This is a genomic window from Alloprevotella sp., from assembly GCF_057240785.1.
Map to the genome: position 1 here is coordinate 1 of NZ_DBHHRH010000011.1, position 12,545 is coordinate 12,545.

The 12,545-nt window shown below is 41.6% G+C and carries 10 protein-coding genes and 2 pseudogenes; 1 reads left to right on the plus strand and 11 read right to left on the minus strand.

Annotated elements, in window-relative coordinates; translation table 11 throughout:
- The coding region (locus ACO4R2_RS02930) for an IS982 family transposase (RefSeq protein WP_484769101.1) at window positions 1–785 on the plus strand (785 nt) is incomplete at its 5' end.
- 492 nt (window positions 786–1,277) lie between these two features.
- Here the strand turns inward: ACO4R2_RS02930 and ACO4R2_RS02935 are convergent.
- The 11 genes and pseudogenes from ACO4R2_RS02935 to ACO4R2_RS02985 form a co-directional block, all read right to left on the minus strand.
- On the minus strand, window positions 1,278–1,406 hold the full coding sequence (locus tag ACO4R2_RS02935) for a hypothetical protein (RefSeq protein WP_484769134.1): 129 nt from the start codon (window positions 1,404–1,406) through the stop codon (window positions 1,278–1,280).
- The gene (locus tag ACO4R2_RS02940) at window positions 1,387–2,118 is read right to left on the minus strand and encodes a hypothetical protein (RefSeq protein WP_484769102.1); all 732 of its coding nucleotides are present in this window, start codon (window positions 2,116–2,118) and stop codon (window positions 1,387–1,389) included. Before ACO4R2_RS02940 ends, ACO4R2_RS02935 begins: the two co-directional genes overlap by 20 nt.
- 5 nt (window positions 2,119–2,123) lie before the next feature.
- Window positions 2,124–3,677: pseudogene (locus ACO4R2_RS02945) on the minus strand (RHS repeat-associated core domain-containing protein); the annotation flags it as partial.
- 34 nt (window positions 3,678–3,711) lie between these two features.
- Window positions 3,712–4,254: a hypothetical protein gene (locus ACO4R2_RS02950; RefSeq protein WP_004364710.1), complete on the minus strand. Its 543-nt coding sequence runs from the start codon at window positions 4,252–4,254 to the stop codon at window positions 3,712–3,714.
- Between the two features lie 6 nt (window positions 4,255–4,260).
- Window positions 4,261–5,662, minus strand: a pseudogene (locus ACO4R2_RS02955) (RHS repeat domain-containing protein); the annotation flags it as partial.
- Window positions 5,663–6,375: 713 nt separating this feature from the next.
- Window positions 6,376–6,744 (minus strand): hypothetical protein, encoded by a 369-nt coding sequence (locus tag ACO4R2_RS02960; RefSeq protein WP_484769103.1) that lies wholly within the window; start codon window positions 6,742–6,744, stop codon window positions 6,376–6,378.
- Between the two features lie 217 nt (window positions 6,745–6,961).
- Window positions 6,962–7,411, minus strand: coding sequence for a GatB/YqeY domain-containing protein (locus tag ACO4R2_RS02965; RefSeq protein WP_484769133.1), 450 nt, complete (start codon window positions 7,409–7,411; stop codon window positions 6,962–6,964).
- 18 nt (window positions 7,412–7,429) lie between these two features.
- Window positions 7,430–8,785: a cell division protein FtsZ gene (ftsZ, locus tag ACO4R2_RS02970; RefSeq protein ID WP_484769104.1), complete on the minus strand. Its 1,356-nt coding sequence runs from the start codon at window positions 8,783–8,785 to the stop codon at window positions 7,430–7,432.
- 127 nt (window positions 8,786–8,912) lie between these two features.
- Complete coding sequence (ftsZ, locus tag ACO4R2_RS02975) at window positions 8,913–10,235, minus strand: cell division protein FtsZ (protein ID WP_311490773.1); 1,323 nt, start codon at window positions 10,233–10,235, stop codon at window positions 8,913–8,915.
- Window positions 10,236–10,260: 25 nt separating this feature from the next.
- The gene (gene ftsA, locus ACO4R2_RS02980) at window positions 10,261–11,694 is read right to left on the minus strand and encodes a cell division protein FtsA (RefSeq protein ID WP_347719421.1); all 1,434 of its coding nucleotides are present in this window, start codon (window positions 11,692–11,694) and stop codon (window positions 10,261–10,263) included.
- A 46-nt stretch (window positions 11,695–11,740) separates the two neighbouring features.
- Window positions 11,741–12,481, minus strand: coding sequence for a cell division protein (locus ACO4R2_RS02985; RefSeq protein WP_315090584.1), 741 nt, complete (start codon window positions 12,479–12,481; stop codon window positions 11,741–11,743).
- Window positions 12,482–12,545: the final 64 nt, after the last annotated feature.

Below are 12,545 nucleotides of genomic sequence, written 5' to 3' on the forward strand. Positions count from 1 at the left end.
GTTCTACAATGTCAAAGGCAGAAGTCATGCTGATAATGATTCTTTTCCACACTTCTGGTTATCGTTGCTTTAAACATTTCTATCTTGAAAAAGTATGCAAGCATCTTCGCCATCTGTTTCCCAATGTTGTTTCTTATAACCGCTTGGTAGAATTGGAAAGGGATGTAGTCATACCCTTAACCTTGTTTATCAAGAAGGTCCTCTTGGGCAAATGCACGGGCATAAGCTTCGTTGACAGCACACCACTGCGTGTCTGTAAGAACCAAAGAATACATATTCACAAAGTTTTCAAAGGCATAGCCCAAAGAGGAAAATGCTCTATGGGGTGGTTCTTCGGTTTCAAATTGCATTTGATTTGTAATGAGAAAGGAGAGCTTCTCAACTTTATGATAACGCCGGGAGATATTGATGACCGTAAACCTTTGGAGTATCAAGCTTTTGTAGAGTTTATACATGGTAAGCTGGTCGGTGACAAGGGGTACATCAGTAAGAACCTCTTTCAAAGGCTTTTCGTTGACGGAATACAACTTATTACCAAATTGAAAAGTAACATGAAAGGAGCTTTAATGAGCGTTTCAGACAGACTTTTACTCAGAAAAAGAGCCATTATAGAAACGGTAAATGATGAACTTAAGAACATTGCACAAGTGGAGCACTCCAGACATAGATGCTTTGACAATTTCATCGTCAACTTATTAGGGGCAATTGCTGCCTATTGTCTGTTTCCAAAGAAGCCGTGTATCAATGTACAAAGGACTATTGATACACAGCTTGCATTGTTCTGAATTCGTCGAACTCACGTTAAATTAATCCCAAACCATTAACCAAGGATTCCACCAATCAACCTTTGTATAGTTGCCGCCATTCTTCTTGTCTCCTGGCACGCCTACTTTTGCACCATTATCTATCTGAAGGAAATAATAGCTTCTCCAGAACCAAGAACCAGTCTGTTTTGCACCATAAGCTAAAGTCCTATCTTCAGGTTTATCTCTGTACCAGCCAAGTGGATCAGGACATCAAGGCGGTATGTGCTGAATATTTATACCTGTAATAATGCTTACGCAGATGTTTTCCAGACTGATTTTGGATAGTGCCTACAACTTATGGGAATGATATTGTGTATTGCCTCAAGTCACATTGTGGGGTAAGGGGATATTGTAGGCAGAAGTGGGTGCTTCAAGTTCAAATTATCTGCAAATTCAGTAATGAGAGGACGTGTAAACGCAATAAGGACGTTCAAGGGCTTAGTTGCGGATTTGAGGTATAATAGAGAAATTCTATGTTCTGCATCCAAACTCATAATCGCGCTGCCCTGCCGTTACAATGTTGCCATTGATGCCATAAACATTATTAAACTGCCCCGTGCCGATTTTAGAAGCAATGCACTTATCTCTGATAAATCCCATTTCTTTGTATGAAATTCTTTTTTTCTCCACTTTGGAGAATCGATAAAACAGGATGCTCTCCTGAAACTGTATATCGATATAGATAAATTGAATCATTAGTTATTCTATTCAACAATACATAATTCTTTTCTTTGACTAAACGGTCTCCTCTTTGGGGAGCTATGATATTCATATCTGCTTTGCTTATCTCAACAGAGGAAGAAATATCTTTTAGAATATAATTGTTGCCATTAGGGCATATTCTATCAATTCGTATGTCATAATTTAAACATTGAATACTATCGATAATATTTTTTCTCTTAGCGTGAATGTTTTGTATAAACATACGAGGATCTCTAATCGCATGTAATACTATATTCTGGTTATTCTGTGTAAGGATGACTATAGAATCATTATACCTTGATATAACGAAATAATTATCATACAATCCCATATATAGTAATGTGTCATTTTTTATACTCCAACGATGATCCCATTCTACATCATGGGAGAAAACAAAGTCCTGTAATCTCCCCCTTTCGTCTTGACTTTTTACTTGCAATTGTCCATCTTTGTTAAAAATAAGGTATAAAGGAAGATTAAGTATTGCATCACTTTCATTATACCAATATCTATATCTATCCCCGGTTAGAATCTCTTTAACATTATTATTTCGGCATGATACTAATAATGAGGATATTAGCAATAATTTTATTATATGTATATGTTTCATTATTGTCAAAAATGAATCTTATTTCCTCCTTCTATAAATTCATAACTACTTTTAGCCCCATATTTATTTAACATTTTTTGTGCCTTACCTATCACCTTATAAAAATTACGACCTGATACAGCATACAACTTTTCCAATTCTTTTTGAAGATATCCAGCTGTATTATCTTTAAAAGACCGTGTTGTTTTTCCAAATTCTTTCCTACTCATCTCTTTCATGATTACAAGAACTTCTTCATCTACTCCATTTGGAGTATCTATATGAAAGCCTTCATGTGCTAATGTACTTCTGAAATTATATATTTGGTCCATTGATTTTTTAAAATGCCCATTAACAGTAGAGACTCTTATCCTATTATCATATGTCGTTATCGCTAATTCTCCCTCAGGATTCGATTTCATTGATTTTACACCAATAGATTTAGCCTTACCTTCTAACCCAACTTCCTTAGCATAATGATACGTAATACGCATCATAGTATGTAAATTTCTCTTGAAATTATATTTAGATAATAAAACGTTACCAGAAGAAGTTCTTATGTAGATATTTTTATCTTTTGATTTATCCGATCTAATGAACTTGCCACTAATGCTAAAATAATCTGCACATCCATCACGATCAATTCTAACTATTGGATTACTATGACAATAAACATATCCACTCACATTTGTATACTTTTCCATTAATGGGTCTATCCCCAACCACATGGAGATTTTGGGGTCCATGTACCTGGCTCCGTAATAGTACAGCCCCGTTTCTTCGTCAAGTTCCTTGCCATTGAACTTATACGGCATGTCCTCGCTACTACTATGCTCATCGACAAGTAGCTCACCATACGGCAGGTAAGCATCATATTGGGTGATGTTACCCTTGTCATCGGTGATATAGCTCGTGCTGCCGAGGTGGTCACTGTGATAGAAGAAGGTTTCTTCTTTCGTTGTGTCGTTTGGGATATAGCCATAACCAGCCTGTGGGGCATCAGGGTTGCTCGGGTCGTTCCAGCTTACAGGTGGACCAGGGTTGGTATTCGGTGTGGTGTTCGGCTTCGGAGTCTGAATCCAACCCTGTGGCACGTCATGGTTGCCGAGTTCGGTGAGGACGGCATTATACCCTACACCAGTGTTCTCTGGATCACCATACGCGCCCTTCATTGTAGGTACACCAGGAGCAATGCCCTGCTGCTTATAGTATGCCTCTTTCTGCTTCTGAATCTGATTCATGCGTTCAGCATAGTCCTGCTGACCAGCGGTTACATATGAGCCGTTACGCCCATAGACGTTATTGAACAGACCCGTTCCTATCCTTGAAGCAACTCGTTTGTCACCAAGGAAGTAATGTTTTGTGAAGCGATTCTTGTTGATGCTGATTATCGAAACAGGGTAGAGCGTGAAGTTGTCCGTCTCATGGAAAGTAATACCCTGTGATGCACCATTGATATACACACCCTCCATCGTACCGTAACTCTTCATGATACGTTCACCGGCGGCGTTGTAAGTATAACGACTCGTCTTACCGTTGTCAGAGAGTACCATTAGGCGGTTCTCCTCATCCCAGTATAGCATATGATCATAAGATAAATATCTTTCTAATAGATTACATGCTATATTTATTTTTTAATTTATCGATTAAATTCCGATGAAAATTCTTAAGTAAAAAGTTTTTATATCTTATATTTTTTACCTTCTTTTTATCATTACATAAAGTAATTAATGTAATGTGCGTTATTTTAATTTTTGAATTAAAAAATCCAATATAGATGTGATACTCAAAAGTACAACTCTGCCCTTTTTCAAACCACAATTCAAATCCATTTCCATTTTCTTTAAGACTTTCGTTCCCATCAATATAACCATAAACGTCATTAGATATAACATTATCAAATCTATAAAAGTGAGAATCACGCTTAATCAAAAGAATCCTATTTTCCCCTTTATCAACGTATTTTTCACAACCGTCAGCTGTCATACTATAAGGGCTAAATATAGCTATTTGGGTATTCTGTCCATTTAAGGTAAGGCTATCAACAATAACATACTCTTGTGGAATTAAATATCCTTGCCATTTTCTTTGAGCTTTCCCATTTATACTAGGAGCTGAAAAAATAATAATGAATAAAATAAGAATAAACTTTTTCATATAAAATTATTTTTTATGCCAAAATATAGTTCTACCAAATGTACCTGTCGCTATTAGAGAGAATTTTGCTGTACTTTTGCCATCATGAATAAAAATTCCATTCCTCTCAAAAACGGTTGACACCCGCATCTTTGATTTTATCCTCTGTAAATAGCTTTCATTTCGATAAACATAATCTTTTCTGATATTATCTGGTATTGTTATTTTATTATACTGTCTAAATTTTGGATGGCTAAGCCCTTTAGTTGCAAAATCTGTTCCGTCCCACAACGTTGCACCATGAGTTGGATCAATATCTGATTGTAATGCATCTATTATACCTGCTCTTGCAGTAGTTCTTGTAGAACTTGTAAGATAATCTTTATCATAAGCAACTCTTGCTGATGCAGGAGTAGTCGAATAATTTTGATCATTCAGTTGTTCATATAAAGAATGGTTCTTTACTCTAGGCCCTCCTTTTACTCTTACATGTGCGTAATTCACATCTTTATCATCAACTGCATTATTAGCTGCATGTGCAATCCACAAGCTTTCATTTGGGGCATCACTCGATTCTACATCTACAATATGAGCAGCAATATTAAACTGTTCATCTGTCATACCATTTCCATGATCAATTAACTGAGTCAATTTACCATCTCGTTCAATATATACAAGATTATCTTTTCCTTCTTTCCTTAAGAATTTTCCTTGAGCATTGTATATAAACTTCTGACCATCAGGATCAAATAAATTTATTGGATTGTCTGCATAATAAACATAAGAACCTATTTCTTTATACTTCTCTGCCAGCGGATCCACCCCATACCACAGACAGGTAACAGGGTTCAAGTACCTTGCACCATAATAATACAAGCCTGTCTCTTCATCGAACTGTTTACCATTGAACTTATATGGCAGTTCTTCACTGCTATTATGCTCGTCAACTAACAGTTCGCCGTACGGTAGGTAAGCATCATATTGGGTGATGTTGGCTTTATCATCTGTGATGTAAGACGTGCTGCCGAGGTGGTCACTGTGATAGAAGAAGATCTCCTCTTTCGTTGTATCGTTGGCAATGTAACCGTAGCCAGCCTGCGGGTCATCGGGGTTTATTGGGTCGTTCCAAGAGATCGGTGCGCCTGGATTACTGCCCTGCTCATCGTTGTGCTTCGGTGTCTGTATCCAGCCATCAGGCACGCTATGATCACCCAACTCCTTGATGATAGTATTATAGCCCACGCCAGTGTTCTCTGGATCACCATAAGCACCCTTCATTGTCGGTACCCCCCAGAGCAACACCGAGTTGCTTATAGTAATCCTCCTTCTGCCTCTCTATCTCGTTCATGCACTCGGCATAGTCCTTTTCACCAGCTGTTACATAGCTGCCGTTTCTGCCATAGACATTGTTGAACGATCCATTACCGATACAGATGTATGAGCAAAGATAGTCCTGCATATACTTATAACGTACTGTTAATGATTATATTGCACATAGCTCAAAAAATGATAGTGGAGGTAAACCGCCACTATCAAGTTCGGTTTATGATTTTAGTTCTATTTTATTTTAAAGAGTAGCATTTCCCCTTTACCATCCTTATCTTAAATTTTCCTTTACAAGATTCTATAGTAGATATTTTGTCTGATTCGATTTTTACACTAAGACTTAAAGGTTTGTATAGAGTCTTATCCAAGGATGAAATTATCTTTATTGGCTGATTATTGTAAAAGAACAAATAGTACTCTACGGAGCTGTTTCTATTTGAACATAATTCCATTTCGTACACACCTTTTCTAATTTTACAACCATTCAACTCATAAACCGTTAGACGCCGATAATTAACTGATTCTCCATTAATAAATATTAAGCTCTTTTTATATCGGCCAAAGTATTTTGGTAAATAATTTGAAAATGGAACACCTTCCACAAATAAGAATGAGTCTTTATACGCATGACCGTTAATTGACACGGTCATTACTAAGGTAGAATCATTCCGCTTATTATATTTTACATTACATGTTTTATCCAATAATATATTATTGGGTATATTATCTTGTGCAAACGTTTCTGCAAAGAACAAGCTAAGAAGAAACACTATTACAAAAAACTTACTATTCATATTGATAAACTTAGTATGTATGTTAGTATGTCTCTATTTTTCCAGCGACTTTTCTTGTCGCATTTAAATTGGCCTTCCAAAACATAGTCCTACCATAAGCAGCCGAAGATGAATATAGTACATATCCTTTATTCGAACCATATGTTGCAGGATGACTTCCTGAATGGAAATTAGAAGAGAAACTCGTATACTTTCCAGCACTATAGGCCTTAATGAGCTTTGCTGGCCACGCAGCCTTAAAATGCATAAAATCTGCAGGGCTAATTTCTACGCCAGCAGTTTTAGGCTTAGGATGATTAAAACCTCTCGCAGCAAGATCAAAGCCATCCCACCTAATTGCGCCATTAGAGTAATCCTTACCATTAGTTAAGGCATTTATTACAGCCTCCATACTGTATTCGGCATTACCTTCATAATCCGTTTTGTATCCACCATCTCTAAACCCGTAAATACCTTCCGCATAAAGTATCCTTTTTGCTTGTTTCTGTTTTATTCTGAAATAGGCAAAATGCGTAATTACATAAAAAGTGGGTTATAAGACCTATTGTTGTAACCCACTCTTTGTTAGATAAAGGAAAAAGGAGAAATCGTTTCCTCTTTTCTTCAGTTTATCCCAGCAGTTGGCGTACGAGGGCTGAGATGGCGCCGCCGTCGGCTTTTCCAGCAAGGCGTTTTGTGGCAGTGCCCATCACTTTACCCATTTCTTTCATACTTGTAGCACCCACTTCGGCGATGATAGCGCGCACTTCTTTTTCCAGTTCTTCGGGCGAGAGTTGCTGCGGCAGGTATTCATCATAGATTTTAGCCTGCTGTTCCTCCGCTTCAGCCAAGTCGGGGCGGTTATTATCTGTGAAGAATTTGGCTTGTTCGTGACCAGATTTTGCCATTTTGGCGATAATCTTGATTGCCTGTTCATCGGTGAGCTCTCCATTAGAGCCCGGAGCCGTTTTAGCTTCGATGAAGTTCTTTTTGATCATGCGCAGCGCCTCGGTGCGTACTTTGTCGCGCGACTTCATGGCTGTCATGATGTCTTTGCTTATTTGGTCGAATAACATAATATATAAGTATTGTAGTGTTTATAGATCTGTGAAGTCAATGGTATGTTCAGGGCGGTAGGGCTCACTGAGATCGATGGTGGTGGCCGTTTCGGGGATGACATGACTCTCAATCTGCTTGAGTTGTTCGCGTGTGCGCTTATAGGCGGGTATGGCATCAAGTTCCATCACCAGGTCTTCGTTGTCGAGGTCGTCGGTTGAGAATATATAGTTGTGTGGTATGATTTGTTTCTTCTGCCCTTTGGTCGTGCCGTAGATGCGTTCACGGCGTTCCTTTTTGCGTTCATCCATTTCGGTGAGAACACCGTTTTCAATGATTTCTGGTTGGTTGTTGTCGAAGCCAAAGCCAGATGCGACGATGGTGACTTTTACTTTGTCGTCGAGTTCGGGATTGGTTTCAAGTCCCCATTTTGTTTCCACATCCGAACGGAATTTGTTCATAAATTCCGTTACTTCGTTGAGTTCTTCCATCTGTAGCCCCTTTGTTTCGTCGGGGTTGAAGCTGATGCACATTAAGAAGCGCGTAGCTTTGAAGATGTCGTTGTTGTTGAGAAGAGGCGAATGGAGTGCTTCATCAATAGCTTTGGTTAGGCGGTTCTGGCCGCGGCCGTATCCATTAGACATGATAGCCACTCCACCATCGCGCAGCACCATCTCGACATCTCTAAAGTCGATGTTCTCAATGCCGTGCATGGATATCATTTCAACAATAGAGCGGACGGCCGTAGAGAGGGTTTCGTCGGCCTTCTTAAACCCATTGATAACAGAGAGATCGGAATAGATATCTTTGAGCCGCTCATTATTGACTACTAACAGTGCATCGACTTCATTAGCCAGCGCATCGACACCATCTAAGGCTTTATCAATTTGGCGCTGCATCTCGAAGAGAAAAGGAATGGTGACGATACCGACAGTAAGGATGCCGCGTGATCGCGCTTCGCGTGCAATGATGGGCGAAGCTCCTGTACCTGTTCCTCCGCCCATGCCAGCTGTGATAAACACCATGCGTGTGTTATCATCTAAAGTTTTCTTGATATCTTCAAGGCTTGCTTCTGCCAGTTCACGCCCTTTTTCGGGTTTTCCGCCCGCACCGAGTCCAGGACCTAATTGTAGGCGTTCGGGAACCGGTGAGGATTCCAACGCTTTGCGATCTGTGTTACAAACAAGGAAGTTGACATCATGGATTCCTTCACGGTACATATTGGCAACGGCATTGCCTCCACCTCCACCTACGCCAATGACCTTGATGATAGAAGGGTCGTTGGCGTTTTTCAGGTTTACGATAAGTCCGTCTTTCGGCTGTTCGAGCGTTAATTCACCGAGGAAGGACTCATTGTTTTGCAATTTTTCTATGTTATTGTTTGCTGTATCAGCCATGTATCGGATATTTATGAATGAGTGGGGCAGTAGGAAAGGGCCGGGCATGAAGCCCGGCACAAAATGTCAGAGAGAGAGAAGACGAGGCTTCTCCCTATGAGGATTGTTCTTGTTTTGTCGAAATGCTCTATACGAAGCTAATAGATGCGCCTGGGTCCAAATTAGCCGATTCAGGCTCAATGGCCGTCACGCCCAAAGCCTTGGTGTTGATCTCCTTGAGAGTTTCTTTGGAGCGTTTGAAAGTAGGCGTGAGTTCTACCATTGAGATGATTTCTTCGTTGTCGAGGTCTTCGAGATTGAAGAGGTAGATGCGTGGTTTACGACGTTGCCCAGACTTCTTTTCGTCCGTACCGTAGTACTTGTTGCGACGGTCTTCGTATTCCTCCGCCTTTTCAGCTTCGTTGATACGGCGTTGCTCTTCTTCGGCGTCTATCTTCTCCTGCATACCTGGAATATCGCGCATACCAAAGCCTGTAGCCAGAATGGTGATCTTGACTTGTTTGCCGAGGGTGTCGTTGGTGGAAAGTCCCCACTTCGTTTCTACATCGTCGTGGAATTTGGACATAAACTCGTGTACCTCGTTCATTTCTTCCATCATGAGCGTGTCGCCTTCCTTTTCGGCACAGAAAGAGATGGATAAGAGCACTTTCTTTGAGTGGAAAATATCGGTGTTGTTGAGCAGTGGAGAGTTGAGTGCGTTCTCAATGGCTTTCGTCACGCGGTTTTCTCCTTCGCCGAACCCAGTAGACATAATGGCGACGCCCCCATCTTTGAGTACGGTGCAGACATCTCGGAAGTCGAGATTGATGATGCCGTGCATGGTGATGATTTCGGCTATCGAGCGAGCTGCTACCGAGAGGGTGTTGTCGGCACGCTCAAAGGCACTCAGAACGTTGAGGTCGGGATAGATTTCGCGGAGACGTTCGTTGTTGATAACGAGTAAGGCGTCCACGTGCTTACTGATCTCATCAACGCCGTCGAGGGCTTGGTCTATTTTCTTGTTACCTTCAAAGCGGAATGGAATAGTGACAATACCCACGGTGAGTATTCCCATGTCTTTTGCCTCACGAGCAATGACAGGTGCAGCACCCGTACCTGTGCCGCCACCCATACCAGCGGTGATAAAGACCATCTTGGTGCCATCGTCGAGCATTCGGCGTATGTCTTCCACGCTCTCTTCAGCAGCTGCACGAGCACGTTCTGGACGGTTGCCTGCTCCGAGTCCTTCCTTGCCCAACTGCAAGCGCATGGGGACGGGAGAGTCGCAGAGCGCCTTACTGTCAGTGTTGCAGAGCACAAAGTTGACGTCGTGAATGCCTTCGCGGTACATGTGGTTCACTGCATTGCCGCCACCGCCTCCAACGCCGATAACTTTTATTATCGCAGGAGAGGTGCTGGGCAGTCCCATATCAATCAGATTATTTTCCTTGTTTTGAATATCTTCAGTCATTGTAGTCTGGTTTTAGGGAGTAACATTAGTTTTCTTTATCACTAACAAGATTGTCCATCCAATGCTTGAAGCGATTGAAGATTGCTTTGCGTTTCTCACGCTTTGCAGCTCGTTCGGCTTCAGCCTGGCGTGCTGCTTCTAGGCGTGCCTCTTCCTCTTCTTTGAGTCTGATTTGTTCTTGAAGCGCTTCTTCTTCGGCTTTTTTCTTTGCCTCGTCGAGTTTGCGCGCTTCTTCCTGAGCTTTCAGACGTTCCATCTTTTCTTTGGTGGGGAAGAGTTCGTTCTGACCTTCTCCAAGTTCTCCGCCACAGCAGTTTTCATCGCCTTTCTCAATCAAAGCAATAGCACTGTTTGCTGCTCCGTCTTTGTTGAAGTTCTTTTGTGCGTCCGATAATCGGAGCGGGATGTTGATACTCTTCACAAATGTGATATTGTCGAAGCCTGTGTATTTTGCAAATGCCTTGTCGATATTCTTCATGTTGGAAGCTCCACCAGTCACGATGATGCCACCAATGAGCTGCGTCTTATCAAGTTTAGAGAGTTTGATTTGTTCAGCTACGTTTTCTATAATTTCTTCTTGGCGTGCCTCTACCAAGCCTGCAAACTCTTCATAGCTAACGGCGTCACCGCGCTGGAGCTTGATGGGCGTGTGTGTCTCTCCATTTTCGAGCGTAAGTGCAGATCCGAAATTGAATTTCAGTTGTTCAGCCTCGGAAAGTTCGATTTGCAGAGAAGCAATATCGCGGGTGATGTTTTCTCCACCTAGAGGAATGACTGCCAAATGGCGCAGAATGCCGTTCTTATAGACAGCTACGGACGTGGTTTCTGAACCCATATCAACGAAGGCACATCCCGAGAGTCGTTGTTGTTCTGTCAGCATATTTTCAGCCAATGCCAAGAAAGTGATGGGGATGTCGACAACATCGAGTCCTGCTTCGTGGAAGCACGTCTTAATATTATCACACACTTCTTTCTTCGTAACAACATTGAGGAAGTGTCCTTCGATGCTTTCAGTCTGGATGCCAACAGGTTCTAGGGTTGTTTGTGCGCCCAGCTTATACTCTTGTGTAACGGCTTCCAAGATGTCGCGTTCTGATGACTGCATCTGGAGATTTTCGTCGTGGATAGAGTCGATGATATCCTCTGTGATCATCGTCTTGTCAGAGAAATTCTTTGTAATCTTGTTGGGAACGGTGTGCATGCCCATACCGCCGACACCGACATACGTCTGATTGATCGATTTCTTCAGCGTTTCTTCAAGTTTCTTTTTGATATTGGCAATGCAGGTCTTCATTTTCATGACGTTGTTGATGCGGCCTTTGCGGATGAATGCTGCCGATGGTTCCTGCGTTACGGCTAGGATTTGGATACCTCCGTCGGGTTGCTTCTTGCCTGCGATGCCGGTCACTTTTGAAGAACCCAGCTCTATCGCTACGATGAAGTTGTTGTCTGTTGGCATATTTTATTGTTTTATTGTTTTCTGTTGAGGCTAAAGCGGGGCGGCTTTATTTATTGTTTTCGCGCTTTGTTCCGATGACTTGATTGGTGTGTTCGAGATTTAATCGAGAGTATTTGTTCCAACCGACTTGTGGCATCACATTCTCATAGAAAGCTTTGAGGTTGCGAAATTTGACTTCCAAACTATCACAACTCCCTAAATCAATCATCTGATTGCCCACACGTGGCACTAGTTCAACGCTGTGATCTTCCATAACGTTGATTTGTTCCACTTGGTTGTTCCAAAAATTATTGTCGCGCAGAAATTTTCCCAGCTTTACGAGGTTCTTCTTTGCGAAGTTTTTGTCGATATTTCCTGTTGCTACAGCTAAATCGGCCACGTATCCCATTGGAGCCATAGAGTAGCCGTATTCATCAATATAATAGTCCTCTCCATTATCCGCCATGATGCGGAGCAACGGCAGACGCTGGTTGATAATAAGGTTCACATGGCGATCGGGAGTTTTGTAGCAGACAGCATCCTTGATAAAAGGATTCTTTTTCAGCACATCCTCAATTTTCTTAGTGCTGATTTTATCCATCTGCTCTCCAACGGGATGTATGCGCGCCTTTTGCAGTATCCCTTCTGCCTCGCTAGCCGTGATGAAACCAGCATGAGCACTGTCGGTGATTACTACAGTGATGCCCTCACACTTTGCGCGGTTTCCGCTACTGGTGAACTTGGCGAAAGCGAAGATTAGGTAGGCGGCAAGTGCCAATATGAAGAGTATTTTGAATACCGTTTTCATTGTGTTTCAGAGAGGGATTGTCTGAGTTGTTGTTGGGAGAGGTTGCCGGGCGAGCAGAGAACTT